This is a genomic window from Kaistella flava (ex Peng et al. 2021) (assembly GCF_015191005.1).
Lineage (GTDB): Bacteria > Bacteroidota > Bacteroidia > Flavobacteriales > Weeksellaceae > Kaistella > Kaistella flava.
Window position 1 is genome coordinate 1,888,826 of sequence record NZ_CP040442.1, and the last position, 20,252, is coordinate 1,909,077.

17 protein-coding genes are annotated in these 20,252 nt (G+C 34.7%); 15 read left to right on the forward strand and 2 right to left on the reverse strand.

What is annotated here, in order from left to right:
- From Q73A0000_RS08595 to Q73A0000_RS08645, 11 genes are all read left to right on the forward strand, one after another.
- On the forward strand, window positions 1-351 hold the full coding sequence (locus tag Q73A0000_RS08595; protein WP_193810570.1) for a cupin domain-containing protein: 351 nt from the start codon (window positions 1-3) through the stop codon (window positions 349-351).
- Window positions 352-514: 163 nt separating this feature from the next.
- The gene (locus tag Q73A0000_RS08600; protein ID WP_193810571.1) at window positions 515-3,394 is read left to right on the forward strand and encodes a SusC/RagA family TonB-linked outer membrane protein; all 2,880 of its coding nucleotides are present in this window, start codon (window positions 515-517) and stop codon (window positions 3,392-3,394) included.
- A 9-nt stretch (window positions 3,395-3,403) separates the two neighbouring features.
- Window positions 3,404-4,837 (forward strand): RagB/SusD family nutrient uptake outer membrane protein, encoded by a 1,434-nt coding sequence (locus tag Q73A0000_RS08605; protein ID WP_193810572.1) that lies wholly within the window; start codon window positions 3,404-3,406, stop codon window positions 4,835-4,837.
- A 19-nt stretch (window positions 4,838-4,856) separates the two neighbouring features.
- Window positions 4,857-5,726: a PKD domain-containing protein gene (locus tag Q73A0000_RS08610; RefSeq protein ID WP_193810573.1), complete on the forward strand. Its 870-nt coding sequence runs from the start codon at window positions 4,857-4,859 to the stop codon at window positions 5,724-5,726.
- Window positions 5,727-5,732: 6 nt separating this feature from the next.
- Entirely contained in the window at window positions 5,733-6,638 is a 906-nt protein-coding gene (locus Q73A0000_RS08615; RefSeq protein ID WP_193810574.1) for a polysaccharide lyase family 7 protein, read from the forward strand.
- 64 nt (window positions 6,639-6,702) lie between these two features.
- Window positions 6,703-7,746 carry a sugar kinase gene (locus Q73A0000_RS08620; protein ID WP_193810575.1) on the forward strand — a complete coding sequence of 348 codons (1,044 nt, stop codon included), beginning with the start codon at window positions 6,703-6,705 and terminating at the stop codon, window positions 7,744-7,746.
- Between the two features lie 6 nt (window positions 7,747-7,752).
- Entirely contained in the window at window positions 7,753-8,208 is a 456-nt protein-coding gene (locus Q73A0000_RS08625; RefSeq protein ID WP_193810576.1) for a YhcH/YjgK/YiaL family protein, read from the forward strand.
- Window positions 8,209-8,300: 92 nt separating this feature from the next.
- The gene (locus Q73A0000_RS08630) at window positions 8,301-8,963 is read left to right on the forward strand and encodes a bifunctional 4-hydroxy-2-oxoglutarate aldolase/2-dehydro-3-deoxy-phosphogluconate aldolase (RefSeq protein WP_193810577.1); all 663 of its coding nucleotides are present in this window, start codon (window positions 8,301-8,303) and stop codon (window positions 8,961-8,963) included.
- A gap of 132 nt (window positions 8,964-9,095) precedes the next feature.
- Window positions 9,096-9,800, forward strand: a complete 705-nt coding sequence (locus tag Q73A0000_RS08635) for a FadR/GntR family transcriptional regulator (RefSeq protein WP_193810578.1) — start codon at window positions 9,096-9,098, stop codon at window positions 9,798-9,800.
- A 73-nt stretch (window positions 9,801-9,873) separates the two neighbouring features.
- Window positions 9,874-11,334 carry an MFS transporter gene (locus tag Q73A0000_RS08640; RefSeq protein ID WP_193810579.1) on the forward strand — a complete coding sequence of 487 codons (1,461 nt, stop codon included), beginning with the start codon at window positions 9,874-9,876 and terminating at the stop codon, window positions 11,332-11,334.
- A 30-nt stretch (window positions 11,335-11,364) separates the two neighbouring features.
- Window positions 11,365-12,129, forward strand: a complete 765-nt coding sequence (locus tag Q73A0000_RS08645) for an SDR family NAD(P)-dependent oxidoreductase (RefSeq protein WP_193810580.1) — start codon at window positions 11,365-11,367, stop codon at window positions 12,127-12,129.
- A 517-nt stretch (window positions 12,130-12,646) separates the two neighbouring features.
- Here the strand turns inward: Q73A0000_RS08645 and Q73A0000_RS08650 are convergent.
- Window positions 12,647-13,528 (reverse strand): alpha/beta hydrolase, encoded by an 882-nt coding sequence (locus tag Q73A0000_RS08650; RefSeq protein WP_193810581.1) that lies wholly within the window; start codon window positions 13,526-13,528, stop codon window positions 12,647-12,649.
- A gap of 180 nt (window positions 13,529-13,708) precedes the next feature.
- Here Q73A0000_RS08650 and Q73A0000_RS08655 point away from each other — a divergent pair, with 180 nt between their 5' ends.
- The 4 genes from Q73A0000_RS08655 to Q73A0000_RS08670 all read left to right on the forward strand — a co-directional run bounded on the left by Q73A0000_RS08655 (window position 13,709) and on the right by Q73A0000_RS08670 (window position 18,150).
- Window positions 13,709-14,782 carry a polysaccharide lyase 6 family protein gene (locus Q73A0000_RS08655; protein WP_193810582.1) on the forward strand — a complete coding sequence of 358 codons (1,074 nt, stop codon included), beginning with the start codon at window positions 13,709-13,711 and terminating at the stop codon, window positions 14,780-14,782.
- Window positions 14,783-14,909: 127 nt separating this feature from the next.
- Window positions 14,910-16,442: an IS21 family transposase gene (gene istA / locus Q73A0000_RS08660; protein WP_244140713.1), complete on the forward strand. Its 1,533-nt coding sequence runs from the start codon at window positions 14,910-14,912 to the stop codon at window positions 16,440-16,442.
- A 21-nt stretch (window positions 16,443-16,463) separates the two neighbouring features.
- Entirely contained in the window at window positions 16,464-17,195 is a 732-nt protein-coding gene (gene istB / locus Q73A0000_RS08665) for an IS21-like element helper ATPase IstB (RefSeq protein WP_193810584.1), read from the forward strand.
- Window positions 17,196-17,265: 70 nt separating this feature from the next.
- Window positions 17,266-18,150: a T9SS type A sorting domain-containing protein gene (locus Q73A0000_RS08670; protein ID WP_193810585.1), complete on the forward strand. Its 885-nt coding sequence runs from the start codon at window positions 17,266-17,268 to the stop codon at window positions 18,148-18,150.
- A 164-nt stretch (window positions 18,151-18,314) separates the two neighbouring features.
- On the opposite strand, the gene Q73A0000_RS08675 is transcribed toward Q73A0000_RS08670, so the two are convergent.
- Window positions 18,315-20,105: a polysaccharide lyase 6 family protein gene (locus Q73A0000_RS08675; RefSeq protein WP_193810586.1), complete on the reverse strand. Its 1,791-nt coding sequence runs from the start codon at window positions 20,103-20,105 to the stop codon at window positions 18,315-18,317.
- Window positions 20,106-20,252: the final 147 nt, after the last annotated feature.

Here is a 20,252-nt window from a genome sequence, read left to right on the forward strand (position 1 = left end):
ATGAAAAATTTTGGAGCAAGTAAAGAATTTTTGTTAGATGCAGAACAAGAATGGGAAAAAGTTGGAGAAGGCGTTCAACGAAAAATAATGGGCTATGATGACAAAATTATGCTTGTCAAAGTAGATTTTAAAACGGGTGGAATTGGATATGAGCATGAGCACCATCATTCCCAAACAACTTACGTCGCAAGCGGAGAATTTGAATTCACTATCGGTGGCGTAACAAAAACGGTAAGCAAGGGTGATTCAGTATACATTCCGCCACATGTGCTTCATGGAGCTACGTGCACAAAAGGAGGAATTTTAATCGATGTTTTTAGCCCAATCAGGGAAGATTTCATGGACAAATAATCTGATCAACAATACTTTACGCCAGTAGCGAATATAAAATGAGATATTTCCAAAAAAAAGCTATTAAAAAATTTTGCAGTGCCCGAAAATAGCTGTATATTTGGTTTACCAGTTTGGTTAGTCAGTTTGGTAACCCAATTAAATTAAAAAAAATCTAATTCTTATGAACAACAAATTATCCGTTGCAGTTGTCTTTCTACTATTTGGTACACTCGTAACGGCTCAGGTGAAAATCCCTGATACATTAGTAAAGGAGAAGAAAATAGACGAAGTTATTATTATAGGATATGGTTCTCAAAAGAAAAGTCACTTAACAGGTGCTATCTCAAAGGTCGAAAACAAAGACTTGGATCAGATTGCTGTGTCCAGAGTAGATGATGCTTTAGTAGGGCAAGTCGCTGGCGTAAATGTACAAGCAATTGAAGGTGAAGCAGGTTCTTCGCCTACAATTAGAATTAGAGGAACTGGTTCCATTTCTGGATCATCTGATCCTTTAATCGTCGTAGATGGCCTTGTTGTAGATAACGACTATTTAGGATCTTTAGACATGAACAATGTCGCTTCATTTGAAGTTTTAAAAGATGCGGCCTCTTCTGCGATTTATGGATCACGTGGTGGTAATGGTGTTATTTTAATAACGACAAAACAGGGTAAAGACGGAAAAACTAAATTTTCATACAATACTTTCTTCGGAGTTAAAAGCGCTTATCACAGCGATGCTTACACTTATGACATTGCTGGAACAGCTGCTAGAGAACTTGCTGAAACAGGTGCTCTTTCCGCAAGAACACAGTACATTCAAAGATTAGGAATAAATACCGATTGGCAGGATGTTATTTTTGATGGCGGTACAATCGAAAGTCATACCATCAGCGCTAGAGGAGGAAGCAAAAGCACGAAGTTCAGCTCCTCTTTAGGATATGTTCATGATGAAGGGGTACTTTTAACAGATGATTTTAAAAAGTATAGTTTCAGTTTTAAATTAGACACCAAAATTAGCGATAAATTCAAGATTGGATTTAATTTATCTCCTTCTTACACCAATACCAGGAGATTTGACGGTTCAACTCATGATGTTTTACGACAAGCACCCTGGTTACCAGTTTATCTCGATGCACACTCTATTCAATTTGTGAACAGGTTGAGAGATAATGGTAAGTACGCAAATGTCAAAATTGGAGATTATGCACAACAGAGAATGTTTGATAACTTTGATTTGGTTACTGGGATGCCTGTTGCAACTGGTGGTACAAGCATAAGTGACACTAGCAATACCAATCCTGCAGCAAAAATTTTAGAAAAAAATAGAACCCAGCAAAAATTTAAAATGTTTGGGAGTATGTATGGAGAATACAGTATACTGGATGATTTAAAATTCAGAGCAGTAGTTGGCGGCGATTTTCAAAACACAGATGTCCGACGTTGGCAAGGAATTAAAGCAGATTTACTGGCTTCTTCAGCACAGTTAGACTTGGGAAGCGCCAATACTATACATTTGGTGACAGAAAATTATTTCACTTATGACAAAAGTTTTGGAAATCATGATATTACAGCAGTTGCCGGAGTCTCTGCAGAACATTGGCAAACCAATGGTAATGAAGTTTCTGCCGCAGGATATACCTCTGATTTAATCCAGACCATACAAGCTGGATCTGTATCTCTTGGTGGAAGATCTTACGAGTATGAAGAGGCTTTGCTTAGTTATTACTCCAGATTGAATTACGCATATAACAATAAGTATCTGCTTTCTGTAAGTTTCCGAAAAGATGGAAGTTCTATCTTCGGCGAAAATAACAAGTATGGTAATTTCCCGGCAGCATCTGTAGGTTGGGCAGTAAGTAAAGAAAATTTTTTACAGAGCAGTAAAGTAATTAGTAACTTAAAATTAAGAGCTAGTTACGGTTTTACTGGAAATAAAGATTTAAGAATAGAAGGTCAAGATGGTTATTTGATACAATATTACCCGTCCCTATCCTTACTTAATTCATCTACAGCAATAATAAATAATGCACCAGTAAACGGATATAATCCTTTAAATATCTCCAATCCATTTTTGCAATGGGAACGTTCTCAGGAATTAGATTTTGGATTAGACTATGGCTTATTTAAGAATAAAATTAGCGGATCCTTTGATATCTATCAACGAACAAGTGATCAACTACTACTAAACAATCCAATCTCCGGAACTACAGGATTCACCAACGCAATCGCCAATCTGGGGAAAGTAAGAAATAGCGGATTAGAAGTAGAAATACGAACGAAAAATATTTCAACCGAAAAATTCAAATGGTCATCCACCATTCTTGCTTCTAAAAACAAAAATGAACTTCTAGATTTTGGTGACTCTAATGGATTAATACAAAATGTTGATGACAAAAGAGCCGCGGAATGGATAAATTTGGTTGGGAACCCAATCTCCTCATTTTATGGTTGGGTTGTAGATAGTGAAATTCCAGCCCAATACATTAACAATCCTTATTTCCCAATTGGAGGTCAAGCACAGCATGTATATGTAAAAGATTTAAATGGCGACGGATTAATTGATGATGAAGATAAAACTATTTTAGGAAATCCCTACCCAGATCTCGTCTGGAGTTTTACCAATGATTTCACGATCGGAAACTTTAACATTAGTTTTATGTTCCAAGGAAGTCATGGTGCCGAAGTGAGAAATATAGGAGACCAGTATATTTTTAACCATTTTAATTCTGCACAAAGTTACAATGTGGTTACTACACCAAATCAAGGCTTCATAAAAGAAAAAATCTTTACAAATGCTATTATCCAGGATGCTTCCTATATCGCATGGAGAAATCTCAATGTAGGATATAATTTCTCAAAAGACATGGTAGCAAAATTTGATTTTATTAATAGCGCAAGAGTTTATGCATCGGGACAGAATCTAATGTATTTCATGGCAAAAGGATACACGGGTTTAAATCCTGAATCAATTAACACTACATCGCCTACTACTTACGGATATCAGAGAGCAGGATCTCCTATTTTCCGTACCATTTCTTTAGGCTTAAACTTAGAATTTTAAAAATTAGTTATGAAAAAATATAAATTACTTTCCGCATTCGTAATTATTGCTCTGATGGCTAGTTCATGTAGAGAAGATTTCCTAAAGCCTTATCCTACATCTGCTGTATCTGCAGAAAATTATTTCCAGAACGAATCTCAGCTTTTAGCTGGAGTAATTAACATGTACGATGGAATTCAGGGTGCAAATGCACTAGAAGATGATGATAAAAAAAATCAGGCTGTTCAATTTGAATATTATTTAACGGAAATGCGAAGTGACAATACTAGAACTAAAAGTAGTGAAGGTGAAGCTTCCCAGTTTGAAAAATATACTGTTGTTGCAACCAACGGTATCGTCGCAGATTATTACATTAGTTATTATAATATCATTTTCAGAGCAAATACAGTATTAGCACATTTAGACGTAGCATCAGAAACTACACGTCCAAAATTTGAAGGAGAAGCTAAGTTTGTGAGAGCGTATGCTAATTTTAATTTGGTTCGTCTATTTGGTGATATTCCTTACGTTGACCATGTACTTTCGATAAATGAAAAAGATGTTCAATTTACCCGGGTTCCACAAGCGCAGATTTATGCACTTATTGTCAGTGATTTAAAATCAGCTATTGAAACTTTGGATAATTCATATAAAAACAGAGCCTCAAAAGCAGCTGCACAAGCGCTATTGGCAAAAGTATATCTGACTTTAAAGACGAATTATTTAGAAGCTCAGCAATTATGTGAATCTGTAATGGCAAGCAATTATAGCCTAGAAACCAATTTTAAGGATGTCTTTTTTAATGAAAATAATAAGGAAATTATTTTTTCCATTGGTTACGTGGCAGACAACAAATTAGATAGTCAAGGATTCTCCGCAGAATGGTTAAATTCTGTGGGAAGATCAAGTGGTGTAAATTATGTGACAAATGAGGCTCGCGCTGCTCTTGACTTATTGGGAGGAAACAGAAAGCCTTATTCTTATAGACAAGATCCAAGTCAGCCTTCCCAATACCAAGTCGTAAAATATTTACCGGTGGCAGATGCTGCACTTGGAATACAAGCAACAGCCAGCAGCCCAAGAATGGCAGGTAATGACTGGATAGTTATTCGATACGCTGATGTTTTACTAATGCATGTAGAAGCAATCATGGCAGGAAATAACGAGACAAATTCGAGTTCTGCTTTAAATTCATTCGCAAAAATAAGATTAAGAGCAGGTCTACTTCCAGACTCGGACGGAATTATAACCCGTCAAGAACTATTAGATGAAAGACGTGTAGAGTTTGCGTTTGAAAACCAACGTTTTTTTGACTTGGTACGATTTAATGAAGCTCAAAATGTACTCTCTGCCTACTCTTCCTCAAATGGTTACTCATTCACTACCACAGACTTACTGTTGCCCATACCGCAAAGAGAAATCAACATTAGCGGTGGACTTATGAAACAAAACCCTGGCTATTAATAATAGATAATTTAATATTATGAAAAATACATTTGATATAAAGAGAATTACCCAAATCTCACTTTTACTGTCATTCCTTTTATTAATTTTTTCAGCCTGTGATTTTAGATACGATATTGCAGAAGCAGGCTCGAAGCCAGATTTAACACCGCCAAAGGCAGATTTTAATTATAGTCAAGGGCAAGGAGGACTAGATCAATGGAAAATATTTTCGTTCGGAAATCTTTCCACCAGTGCAACTGATTACGTCTGGAATTTCCCAGATGGAAGCACCGTCACCACTTTAGATACGACCTATAAGTTTGCAGACGAAGGAACTTTTGACGTGACTTTAACTGCAAAAGATAAGTTAGGAGCTACGAATTCTATAACAAAATCCATAGAAGTCGTTAAACCATTAATACCAGCGGGAATTTTGCCCGTTATTCATGAACCAGGCTTTGAAGATGGTGACTCAAACTGCGGTCCAAATATGGATGGTAGAGATTGTTGGAGGATTCCTGGCGGTGCAATATTTGGAATAACCTCAAGCCCAGTAAGAACAGGCTCTCAGGCTGCAAAATTTGATGCAGGCTCTAACCGAGTTGCCTATCAGGAATTAACAGTTTCTCCAAATACAAGTTATACAATAACTATATTTTATACGATAAAAACTTCACCCGGAGGATCTCAAATGCGCTTAGCAGTGTCCGATCCAATTACAAACGCTAGTCAAATCTCCACTGCAATCTTTAAATCCACAACTGGGAATGATCAAAGTGATGCTAACTCCTTTACTCCTTTAACACTTACTTTTGATACCGGCGCTAGAACGAAAATAGGTCTTTGGATTGACAGTAATAATATCGCAGAGTCTAGAGTTGACGATGTTTCAATCAGTATAAATTAAATAATTATGAAAATCCATAAAATATCCCTGAGTTCTTTATTTTTAATTATATTTTTTACAACTTTTTCTATCTCCTGCTCAGCGCAAAATGTAAGTACAGACAAAATAGAGAAAAAGGATAAGAATAAGAAAAAATACAAACTTCCAGAAATTGATTTAAGTCACTGGAGCGTAACTACACCAGAAATTAATCCAAAAAACGGTAAAGTTTTAAATGTGGAACCACCTGAAATTCTGAATTACGCAAAAGATGATTTGCTGAAAAAGAACATGTATAATGATTCAATTTCAGGAGCATTAGTATTTTATGCTTATCCGACCGAGGGTACGACTGCTAATACAAAATTTTCCCGTTCCGAATTAAGAGAACAAATGGTTCCTGGAGATAATGATAAAAACTGGACCTTTAAGCAAGGGGGAATAATGAAGGGAGAACTCGCCATGGGAAATGTTACTAAAGATAGTAAAGGGAAATATCATAAAGTAATTATCATGCAGATTCACGGTAGGCTCACAAACAAACAAAGAGATTTAATTGGGCAAAAAGATAATAATGCACCACCTGTACTAAAAATTTCTTGGCAAGACGGTAAAATCAGGGTTAAAACAAAGGAGTTGAAAAACCTGAATGCTACCTATGAAGAAATGCTAGAAACTGATGCGTGGACTGATGATGAAGGATACACCTTTAAAGAAGACGTTGGCTTTGGCCGATTCACTTTAGAAGTAAAAGTATCTGATGGTAAATTAACTGTTTCACTAAATAATAATGAGTTTAAAGTTTACGATAATATCCACATGAAGAAATGGGGTGTTTTCGAAAATTATTTTAAAGCTGGCAATTACTTTCAGTCGACAGATAAAGGTTCTTCTGCAAAAGTCAATTATTACAAATTGTCAGTCAGCCATTAATTTACGGGTATCAAAATAGAAAATAAATTATACAAAAGATTAAACAATCATAAAAAATAAAACAATGTCAAAAAAAGTAGTAACATTTGGAGAAATCATGTTGAGATTAGCTCCTCAAGGATTTTTAAGATTTTCACAAGCCGATAACTTTGATGTCGTGTATGGTGGTGGAGAATCAAATGTGGCTGTCTCATTAGCGAATTATGGAATTCCTGTAGATTTTGTAACCCGTTTGCCGAAAAATGACATCGGACAATGTGCGATGATGGAAATGCGTAAAAGAGGGGTTGGTGTAGATAAAATTGTTTGGGGAGGTGACCGATTGGGAATTTATTTCCTGGAAACTGGCGCTGTAAGTAGAGGAAGTAAAGTAGTTTACGATAGAGCTCATTCTGCAATGTCAGAAATCCAATCTGGAATGATCGACTGGGAAAAAGTTTTCGAAGGAGTTGAATGGTTCCACTGGACTGGTATTACGCCTGCAATTTCTCAAAGTTCTGCTGACGTTTGTTTAGAAGCTGTAAAAGTGGCAAGCAAAATGGGAATTACCATTTCTACAGATTTAAATTACCGTGCAAAATTATGGAATTATGGTGGTGACAGAGAAGCAATCATGACCGAATTAACTTCACACTGTGACGTGATTTTAGGAAATGAAGAAGACGCAGAAATGCATTTCGGTATCAAACCGGATGGCGCTGCAGTGCAAACTCATGGTCACGATGTAAAAGCAGAAGCTTTCTTATCTGTTTGTCAGCAAATGATGAAGAAATTCCCGAAAGCTAAAAAAGTAATTACCACTTTAAGAGGTTCAATTTCAGCTTCTCACAATACTTGGGCTGGAGTTTTATATGACGGTAAAGAAATGTTGCAAACCCGTCAGTATCAAATTACCGATATTGTTGACAGAGTAGGTGGTGGAGATTCTTTCATGGGTGGTTTAATCTACGGATTATTGACTTACCCAAATGATGATCAAAACGCTTTGGATTTCGCTGTTGCAGCATCTTGTTTGAAACATACCATTAAAGGTGACGCCAATTTGGTGACCGTTGATGAAGTAATGAAATTAATGGGTGGAGATTCTTCTGGTAGAGTTGCTAGATAATTTATTATGATTATAGATACCCTTACCAACGCGCAGAAATACGCAAGTTTACATCCTTTATTTGCAGAAGCTTTTGCTTATTTAAAAAAGAATAATTTGGCAAAATTACCTGATGGAACGATAGAAATTTCAGAAGGTTTAAAAGTTATTATCAGCAATAAAGCAGGTAAATCAAAACAAACCAGTCTTGAAAAATTTGAGTGTCATCAGAAAAATATTGATATTCAGGTTTGTGTAAAAGGAACAGAAACCATCGGTTGGAAACCTTTAGAAAATTGCAAATCTCCAAAAGGAGAATATAATCCAGAAAAAGATGTCCAGTTTTTTTTAGATGAGCCAGAAACTTTTTTCCAGCTTCATGCGAATCAGTTTGTGATTTTTTATCCAGAAGATGTTCATGCACCAATGATTGGTAAAGATGACGAACTCATTAAAAAAATTGTTTTTAAAGTTAAAATTTAATTCAAAATGAAATCGCCATCTGCAAACTTTCTAAAAAAGCATGGATGAAATTAGGCGATTCCATATGACCTTTAAAAAAATAAATATTACATATGAAAAATAATAGCCAATCCGTTTCCGAGGCAATTGTGAAACAGGGAATGCTTCCACTATACTTTAATGCAAGTGAAGAAGTAACTTTAGAAGTTTTAAGAAGTGTTTATAAAGCTGGAGTTAGAGCGATAGAATATACGAATCGTGGGGAAGCAGCTTTGAGAAATTTCACCAAAATGGTTGAAGTTCGAAATGCTGAAATGCCAGATTTGTTGTTAGGAATCGGAACCATTAAAAATCTAGAACAAGCAGAAAGTTTCTTGAAAGCAGGTGCTGACTTTTTCATCAGTCCCGGATTTGTTCCTGAAGTTGCAGCATTTTTAATTGCTAAAGATTTATTTTACAGTCCTGGTTGTATGACTCCAACAGAAATTATTGCTGCTGAAAATGCAGGCGTGAAATTCATTAAATTATTTCCTGGAAATATGTTGGGGCCAGATTTTTTAAGTGGTATTAAAGATATTTTTCCAAATCTTCTTTTTATGCCGACAGGTGGCGTAGATACGACAAAAGAAAATATCCAAAGCTGGTTTACAGCCGGCGTTTCTGCAGTAGGAATGGGAAGCAAACTACTTAGTAAAAAATTAATGGCAGACAAAAATTACTCTTTAATAGAATCGGAAACAAAAAAAGTTTTGGAAATAATTGCGGAACTTAAGTAGGTGATAGCTTAACATTTTATCTGCAAATAGCTAAGATATATTAATGAAAAATAATATATCCGCATTGATTTCAAGGCTTTTATTTTGCTAATTTTGCAAAACCAATCTGGTTAACCAAAAAAATGAATGAAAATGAATTTAGATTTAATTACAAAAAAAGAGAATCAAAATACACAGAAAGAAATTATCGCTAAAATTAGGGAGTTAATTAATTTCAAAAATCTTGAACCAGGAGATAAACTGCCTTCGGAGAGAATGTTGTCAGAAAAATTTGAGGTATCTCGTAGCAATGTGAGAGATGCTATACAAAAATTAGAATTCTACGGAATACTAAAATCTATACCACAAAGCGGAACATTTGTAGCAAACATAGGTGCGATTGCTATCAACGGAATGATAGACGATATAATAAGATTAGAAGAACCGGATTTTAAATCACTTGTAGAAACTAGAATCCTTCTGGAACTTAAAACAGTAAGACTGGCAGCAATAAGAAGGACTGATGAAGATATTCAGAATATAGAATCAGCACTAAATGCATATTCCCAAAAAGTTTTAGCAGGTGAGGACGCTGTTCAGGAGGATCTTCTATTTCATCTATCAATTGCGAAAGCTTGTGGTAACAGTACAATAAATACTTTTATGCTGACAATTACCCCAGAAATCATCTCTTATTTCAACACAGTTGAAATGTGCGATATTGACCAAAGAATTTCTGGTATTAAAGAGCATGAGGAAATTTTTGAAGCGATAAAAAGCCAAGATACACAAAAAGCAAAACAAAAAATGAAGGATCACTTTAAGGTTCTTTACAAATTTTGTTACGATAAAAGCTAGAATTATAATTGAAATTAGAAAATCGTCTGAGTTTTCGACGGTTAATAAAGCTTATGCTATAAATTAAAATAAAATGAAGGTTAAAGGATTAAGATGGTGGATTATTGGTTTGATAATGGTCATTACAATGATTAATTATTTAGACAGAGGAACACTTAACTATATGTGGGTTGCTAATATTGAATATAAATTAGTAGATAATATTCAACCCGATTTAGGTGAAAACCAGGCAAAACTTAATGCACGCGACAACACCTATCTGCTCGTTTCTAAACGAGGAGAAGAGATTTTGCAAAAAACTGAAATGGTAAGTTTCAAAAATGAGGGTAAAGTTGTAGTTAATAGACAAGGGATCGCTTATGAATTAGGGATTGTTGATAAAAACGCAACACCAGAAGAAGCATCAAAACAAGCCAAAGATCAACTCGGAATAATCACCATTTTTTTTATGATTGCTTACGGCTTTAGTCAACTTTTCTCTGGAAAATTATACGACAAAATTGGTACCCGTCGAGGTTTTGTGGTTTCAGTTTTAGTTTGGGGTTTTGCAGATGCACTTACTTCTCTATCTCAAGGTAAAGTCTCATTAACTGGCTTTAGAATGATGCTTGGTTTAGGTGAAGCTGGTCCTTGGCCGGGCGCTACGAAAAGCAACGCAGAGTGGTTTCCGCAAAAAGAACGTGCCTTTGCGCAAGGACTTTTTGGCGCGGCTGCCTCCATCGGATCTATTTTAGCCCCAATTATAATTTTATCATTGTATATGACGATCGGGTGGAAAATGACTTTCGTAGTTGTGGGACTTCTTGGTATAGTATGGCTAATTCCTTGGTTAATTATTAATAAGAAAGGTCCAAAAGAGCATCCGTGGATTACTGAAGAAGAGCGATTATATATATTACAAAACCAAACAAAATCTGTAGAGACTACCGCAGGAAAAACTTGGGGTCAACTACTTTCTAATAAAAAGAATTACTCAGTAATACTAGGACGTTTTTTTCTAGATCCTATCTGGTGGATGTTCGTTACTTTCTTACCGATGTATTTGGTTGAGGAATTTAATTTGAATATTAAAGAGTTGGCATTCTCTGCATGGGTTCCCTATTTAGGAGCGATGATTGGAAGTATTGCTGGAGGTTGGTTCTCCGGATATTTAATTCGAAAAGGTGGCACAGTTGATAAAGCTAGAAAAACGGCTATGATTTTAGGTGGTTGCGTAGTAATCCCCGCGGTTTTGGCTTCAGTAATGGTTCCGAATGCAACTTTAGCGGTGATTTTAATGGCATTTGTATTGGGTGGCTTCCAATTTATGATGACCAATATTCAAACGTTACCAAGCGATTTGCATGATGGTAAATCGGTAGGTTCATTGGCTGGTTTAGGAGGTGCAGCAGCGGTATTAGGAACAATTTTAGCAATTCTTTTTGCTGGTCAAATATCGAGTTGGCCATTATTATTTGGATTGTTAGCGGCATTGGTTCCATTGTCATTAATATCCATATTCATAACTATTGGAAAAATTGAACAGATAAAATAATAATAACAATTAAAAATTAAATAATTTAAAATGACTGATTTAAAGGGAAAAGTAGCTGTAATTACTGGCGCAACAGGAGGTATTGGTTTCGCAGTATGTAAAAGATTGGGAAATGATGGATATACTGTAATATTAAACGGTATAGATGAAAAGTCCGGTAATGAAAAAGTAGCCGAGCTTCTCGCTGAAGGTATTACCGCAGAATATTATGGATTTGACGTTACGAATGAAGAAGAGGTCACAATTAATATTAATAAGATTGGCGAGAAATATGGAAAAATCGATGTTCTTGTAAATAATGCAGGAGGTCTTGGTGGTCGAATGAGATTTGACGAAATGACTACGGAATTTTACAGAAGTGTCATGGCTTTAAATCTTGACTCTACATTTTTTGTTTCAAGAGCAGCAATTCCATTTTTGAAAAAGGGAGAAAATGCTTCAATCATAAACTATACATCTAATGCAACGTGGAATGGTGGTGGACCTGGAGCTGGAGTTTATGCAACTTCGAAAGCAGGAGTTCAGGCAATTACCAGAGCAATGGCAAAAGATTTAGCAGAATTTGGGATTAGAGTAAATGCCGTCTCACCAGGAACAATTGACACACCTTTTCACGCTCAAATTAAAGCCACAAAACCAGAAGTTTTCGCAAGCTGGAAAGATAGCATTATGCTTGGGCGATTAGGAGAACCAGAAGAAGTTGCTTCAGTGGTATCATTCTTAGCAGGTAAGGATGCATCCTTCTTAACTGCTGAAACCATTCAAGTTGGTGGTGGACAAGCTTTAGGAATTTAAAAAAGCAAATTCCTCTATTACAAATTTCTATTTTATTTATAACTAAACATCATATTCTAATTATTTTAATTATATATGATGTTTAGTTCTTTTAGTTACTAATTCATTTTACTGAATTCTAGGTAACAATCAAAATAACGTAGGTATTCAGCATAAAAATTTATCAATGTATTTTCAATCAAAATAATGCGTTTATTTTTTTTGATAATGTTATCAAGGGGATCTACAGCAGAATTATTTCAGTTCTACTTCAAATTTTATAATTATCAATTTCTTCTAGAATTGAATTATACGAAAACTGCAGTACTGCCGTTCAGGAAATTACATCTTAAGACTGATTTTGTTTAAAACTAGAAATAGTATTCTCGATACTCTTGATTTAATTAATCTTTATAAAGACTCTCTTATTTTGTATTTCCGTTTCAATTTAGTACCATAATAGTTTGATGGTTCCACCTCCAGAAATACCCATATTTCAATTCTTTCCAGTATAATTAGAATTGATTCTTTAAAAATTTCAGTTTATATATTTTGATAAAAATTTTATAATAGCAATATTTAATTCCTTGTTTTTCTCTTTATCAAATTTGCCATGAAGACCATTCTTCACCGTAATAAACTCAGATTCTACCATATTCTTTTGAAGTTTATTGTATAAATTTACTGACTGTTGATAAGGGACGGTGGGGTCTGCATCTCCATGCACAATAAAGGTGGGTGGGCTATTTTTTGTAATATAATTAATTGGCGAAACCGATTCTATAAATTCATAATCACTTGCCTTCGTACCAAGCCATTCTAGTGCAGATTTACTTTTAAGTTTTCCATAAGACCAATCATATAAATCGGAAATACCATATTTATCAATTATAGCGGCAACTTTAATTTTTTCCTGTGTCATACATTTAGTATCAAATCGGTGATCATTTTCTAAAAGCCCTCCCATTAAAGCTAAATGTCCACCTGCACTGCCGCCCATGATTACAATCTTTTTTGGATCAATATTCAGTTCACTTGCGTGGTTAATTAAGTAAATCAGCATACAACGGGTATCTTCTATTGCAGCAGGGGCGGTTGCTTGCGAGGAAAGTCGATATTCCATATTTGCAACAGCGAAACCAGCCTCAAAAAAGGCATTAAAGCCTGTTTGGCTTTCTTTTACCCCCTTTTTCCATCCGCCACCATGAATGTTTATTATGATAGGGGTCGGTATTGCTAAATTTGCATTAATATACAAATCAACTTTACCTTCCCAATCTCCCTCTTTGGTATAAACAGTGTTTAATTTGGATGAATAATCTTTCGGGAAAGCGACTGGTTTATAAATTTCTAAACTATTCTGCGAAAAACTAGAAAAACAAATAAGGAAAAGTACTAAACAATAATTTTTTTTGTCCATATATTTTTTTTAATGTAAAATAATATCACTACTAAAATAGAGATTATAGGAAAATAAATAAAAGCAAACAAATATAACTAATGGTTTCATTTATTTTTTTTATTTATGATTTTATTTTGGTAAACCAGTTTGGTAAACCAAAATAAGTTAACTTTGATTTAAATAAATAAATACATCAAAATGCAAAAACTTACCGGTTTAATTTCAATTAATAAAAAAATATTATTATTCTTCGGAATGCTATTATTTAGCGGGATAAAAGCACAGATCGTTTACACGACTGTTTCAAGTTTAGTTTCTGCAGTAAATGCTGCAAGCGCAACGGGCGGTACTTTTATTTTAAAAGATGGAACATATAACAATGCTTCATTAAGTATTTCAGCTATTGCTGCAGCAGATAAGCCAATTATAATTCAGTCCCAAACAATTGGAGGTGTCACACTAACAGGTAAATCTTATGTTTCATTTGGTTATGGTGCACAATATATTACGTTGCAAGGATTTAAATTTAACTGTACTGGAACTACTACACTTATTAAATTTCAAGGAAATAATAATATCAGAATTACTCGGAATGATTTTACATTGACCGTTCCTGATGGAGTTACCGGTGTTAAATGGATTTTGATAGGTGGTGTTTATAATGATACCACTCCACCATATCAATTTTTAAGTCATCATAACAGAATAGATCATAATAATTTTCATGACAAAAATACTTTAGGAAATTTTATAACGATTGACGGTACAAATTCCGTACAGGTATCTCAATATGATAGAATTGATCATAATTTATTTAGAAATAATGGGCCAAGAGCGGTTAATGAGCAAGAAGCAGTAAGAATGGGTTGGAGCGCAATGTCTAATTCAAGTGCCTACACAATACTTGAAAACAACCTGTTCGAAAACTGTGATGGAGACCCCGAAATAGTTTCTGTAAAGTCTTGTGATAACATTATTAGACACAATACTTTTAGCGGAAATTATGGATCCTTATCATTAAGAAGTGGCAGAAGAAATCTAGTAGATGGCAATTATTTCTTTGGGAATAAAAGACCTGTTGGTCTTGCAGGAGATGGAGTATCACATGTATATACTGGTGGAGTAAGAATTTACGGTCTTGACCATATTATTGTCAATAATTATTTCGAAGGATTAAACGGAACTAAATTTGACGCTCCAATTTCCCTTACGCAAGGTGATGATATTGGGTATTCCGGAGCAAACTGTACACCCGATTCCGGTTTAAACTGAACAGGTAATTCCGGTGCAAACTGTACACCCTGATTCCGGTTCAAAGTGAACAGTTTTGATGATGATTTTTTCTCCTACTTTGTGATCTAATCACATGGGTATGGCTAATAAATCAATAGGATCAATTATGATACGAGAAATCATCAGGCTGAAGGACAATGGTCTTTCGAACAATCAAATATCCAAAAGCCTTGGAAAATCAAGGACAACCATTATCAAATATCTTTGTTTGATAGAGAAATCTGGAATTTGCTTCAAAGAACTCCTTGAACTCGAAGGGGAAGAATTATCTGAACTTTTCGAAGTTCCCAATGAGTTAGATTTACTTAATAGAGATCAGATTCACAAAGATTTATATTCCATTTTTCCTTATATCGAAAAGGAATTAAAGCGTGTGGGTGTCACCCGTCAGATTCTCTGGACTGAGTACAAGACAAAGCATCCTCAGGGGGTTATGTACAGTCAGTTCTGCGAACATTACAACAAATGGAACCGAAAATCAGAAGGTTACATGCCCACTACCCACAAAGCGGGAGAAAAACTCTTCATAGATTATGCGGGCAAAAAACTCCACATCATCGACAAGGATACTGGTGAAATAAAGCCAGTGGAAGTTTTTGTTGCCACCCTTGGTGCAAGCCAATACACTTATGTAGAAGCCTCTTTTTCGCAACAAATTCCTGACTTTATAGGTAGTGTTCAAAACTGTTTGCATTATCTGGGAGGGGTTCCAGCTTGCATTATTCCCGACAATTTAAAATCAGCAGTAACCAAATCCCATAGATACGAGCCGCATGTAAACGAACAATTTGCCTGCTTTGCTTCGCATTACGACACTTCAATTATGCCTGCAAGAGCTTTGAAACCCAAGGACAAATCTTTAGTTGAAGGTGCCGTGAATATCACTTATACCCGCATATATGCAGCTTTAAGAGATAAAGAATTTTATAGCATTGCTGAATTGAATGTGGCAATAAAGAAACTTCTTTTGACTTACAACCAAACCCCTTTTCAAAAAAAACACAGTAGTCGTACATCTCTATTTTTAGAAATTGAAAAGGATGCTTTAAAGTCATTGCCTATGGAGAAATATGAGCTTAGAGACTACAAAATTGCCACCGTACAGAAGAATTGCCATGCCTATTATTCTGCTGACAAAAACTATTACAGCGTACCCAACGCCTATATCGGAAAGAAAGTAAAGTTGGTTCTTACCCAAAGCGTGGTGGAAATCTACCACAACCAAGCCCGAATCGCACTACATCCACGCAGTCGCAAGGCTTATGATTATGTGACCATAAAGGAACACATGCCTGTAAACCACACCTACAATAGCGATTGGAGTTCGGAATTTTTTATCTCCTGGGCACAAAAAATAGGCAATCATACAAAGGAGTATATCGAGAAAATATTGGATAAAAAGCAGTATCCTGAACAGAGCTACAAGAGTTGCATGGGAATATTGAGCATGGAATCCAAGATAGGAAAGCAGCGTTTGGATAACGCCTGTAAACGGGCACTGAGCTACGATGCTATAAGCTACAATTCTATCAAAAACATTTTAGAAAGAGGACTTGATAAAGAAGAGGAACAAGCCGATTTATTCAACGTATCCATTTCTAATCATGACAATATCAGAGGATCAAAATATTATGCTTAACAATTTAAATAAAACTAAATTATGAATACAAATGCCACTATTGAAAAGATGCAGAAAATGCGTTTAAACGGAATGAAAAGAGCGTATGAATCTTCATTCGAAACCAGAAACCAGGACACTTTTACCAACGATGAGTTCATTGCATGGCTTATTGAGTCTGAAGATAATGGACGTAACAACAGCCGAACCGAGCGATTACTCAAAAATGCAAAGTTCCATTATCAGGCATCATTAGAGGAAATAAGCTATACCGGCGATCGCAATATTGATCGAAATCTCCTCAGCCGTTTATCGGACTGTTCCTTTATTGACAGAAATGAAAACATACTCATTACAGGTTGTACAGGAACCGGAAAGAGCTTTTTGGCCACAGCCTTGGGACATCAAAGTTGCATCAAAGGATATAAAGTCTTGTACTATAATTTGGGCAAACTCTTCCAGAAATTAATGATGGCAAAAGCAGATGGTTCCTACATCAAGGAACTCAACAAAATAGAAAGTCATGATTTATTGATTATCGACGACTTTGGACTGCAAGCCATAAATAATGAAAAGCAGATGATACTAATGGATTTGATAGAGGATAGAAATCAAAAAAGAGCAACCATCTTTTGCTCACAGCTACCGGTAAAAAACTGGTATGATCTTATTGAAGAAAAAACAATTGCAGATGCTATTTTGGATCGGATTATTCACTCAGCAATCCGCTTTGAACTGCAAGGGGAATCCATGAGAAAAAAAATGAAAAAGTAATAAATAATTTTGTCTAATTTTAACCCAAGAAATCATCATCAAAACCACTGTCCACTTTGGTCGGAATTAGGTGTTCACTTTCATCGGAATAGTCAATATTGACACTAATACTAAAACTGGTGGTTTAACCAATCATTTCCGTGCGGAAAGAGTGGTTATTACAAATAACACATTTGTAAATAATGTTAATGGTATTGAAATAGGATTTAGTAACAATGGTAATTATAATAAACCTCTACTCAATGTTACTATTACCAATAATATAATCACTAGTTCTATGAATAGTTTGGTAACTATAATGGATGGAAAAGATCAAGGATCTGCCATTACTTGGTCAAACAACATTATGTATCCGACAGGTTCAGCAACAACTTTAGCAGGAGGAACAATCACAACGTCCTTTTCCACAAGTCAAGCAGTAAACGAAAATCCATTTCTGGCAGTAGATGCTTCGACTTCTACGGCGAACAATAATAATTGGAAAGCGACCGTTGCGACTCCGTCTTATAACAATGCAACATATGCTAATGTAACCCAAATATCACCAATTATAACTGATATAGATGGACAAATAAGACCTTCACCAAATAGAAACCCCGGAGCAGATCAATATGATATAATAAATCCAGTACTTAATCCACCAATGACAGAATCAACTGTAGGTCCTTTTGCTTATGAAACTTCATTATCAGTGAAAAATAATGAATTTAATAATTTAATTCTTATTTATCCAATACCTTCTAAAAATAATTTGACTATTAAATCCACAAGTTCTTCAATTGCAAAAATTGTCATTTATGCGATGGATGGCAGAAAAGTTTTAGAAAAAAACACAAAAATCACATCCAGCTTTAATTTAGACACTTCGAGTTTAATGAATGGAAATTATATTTTAACTGTTTTTGATAATTCCTTAAAATCAGTAATGTCTAAACATATTATAATTGCGCATTAAAAATCATTAATTTTATAAAAACTTGAGTTCGAGTAGTAACTTCTTATGTGAAATATTAACGGAACTTAAGTTTAATTTTTAATTCAAAAACTTTTCTTGCTATTTATACCGAAAATAAATCTAACCTTATGTAGATTTTATAATTTTAAATCCTTTAAAAATTACTAGTTTTCCACAATAAATCGCCTGTAACCACCTTGGATTTTAATAACATAGACCCCATTCACTAAATTACTCACTTCAATTTGACCTTTTTTATTATTGATTTCTTTGTTAATGATTAATCGTCCCGATGTATCGTAAATGCTAACATTCCCAATATTTTTATCAGAAATAATTGTTATACTTTCACCTTTTGTTGGATTTGGGTAAATTATAATGCCTTTAGAATTAATAGAATTATCTTTAACTTCTAATATAGTATTATTGCCCAAAAACCCTATTGTCACTCCAACATCTGTAACCTTGAAGGGAAATTTTGAACCGCCCGCAGCAAATTCTTCTGCTCCAGCATCATACAAAGGCTTTCTGATACCCCCTAAAATATCTTTTGTGAGAAAATGATAACTCCCTATTGCCGCACCAATTGCTGCACTACCTGCTATAATCCTATAAAATTCCGTTGTAGGGGTTAAAAGTCCTGAATTTACAGTTATGTTATTTGTAGTATTTCCGGTTAATACCCAAGTTCCAGATTGTTTAATATTTCCTGTGAAGATATAAGGAGATGTAGGATCTGCGGGTAAAATCTGATCAATGGCTTTACTAGAAGAAGTTGGCATTAAAAAAACATTATTAGCGGCAATCATATTGAGTGCTGGTAAGGTATTGGAGCCACCACCAAGTCGAATTCCAAAATCATTGTTAACAAAGGTATTATTAACAATTAAAGGGTTTTTTACTTGATAATAGCCGCTTAAGTTATTGCCATTCACTGAGGTAATTATTCCAGCAATTAGATCAATTCCACCTAAATTAGTTGAAGTTCCTCCGCCTGCAGCCGCTGATTTGGTAGAATTTACACCTTCAATATAATTATTATATATCCTGTGATTTTCGCCCAATACTCGTATTCCACCAGAAAATAATTGGTTATTGGCAAAGAAATAATTGTTATATACGTCGCAGTTATTTCCGTGTCTTAAAGTTAAGGAGCCGCTGTAATCTCTAAAAGTGTTGTTGTAGTATTTATTATCACAACTTTTATTAGAAATAATTTCTATTTCACCTTGCCAGTTATTAAATAAATTATCATATACCTGACTGTAAGAACTGGACATAGATGTTGAACTATTCCCTATTCTTATCGCATCTTGATCGTTATACTCATCTACATAATTTCCTACAAAAGTTCTATCAGCAAAATAATTATGATGAATTAAGGTATAATCTGGTATATTAGAATTTCGATTATTGTTGATGATACTTCCTACTCCATATTTTCCTAAAAAGGAACTATAACTAATTTCGTTGTATTGACCATATAGAATAATCCATTTAAATACATAGGTTGCTTGTTCGAAGGTGCCGTTATAACTATCAATTGTAATATTGGATACTTTACAATTGCTGCAGCTATTAGATTTAGAATCTTGAAATTCAATCACTGGGCTAATTGTTGAGGAACCCGCAGTTAAATTTTTCGGTCTTCTAAATATTAATCCTGATAAATTAATATAAGTTCCTCCCATACTTACCCTAGAATTCCCTTCTAAAAATACACCACCAGGTGTTTGAGCAGTAATGTTTATTGGATTTGTGGCTGTTCCTGTTTTTTTAATATTAATATAAGTGTCAGTCCATATGCCATCTGCAAGCGTAATTGTACTTCCTGCCGTAGCGTTTGTAATAGCGGTAGCCAATGCCGCTTTTGTTGATACGAGTTGGCTAAAAATGGCATTTGAATAGGTACTCATTAAAACAATAAGAAAAAAAGTGTGATATTTCCTTTTCATAAATAGGTAATTTATTGGTAAACCAATTTGGTAAACCAACAAATATACTTATAAATATGTTTTTACGAGAAATACCTATAATTTTTTTTTAGAAGTATATTATGCAATTTCAAAATGTTCGACTGACTTATTGTCTTAATTTAAATT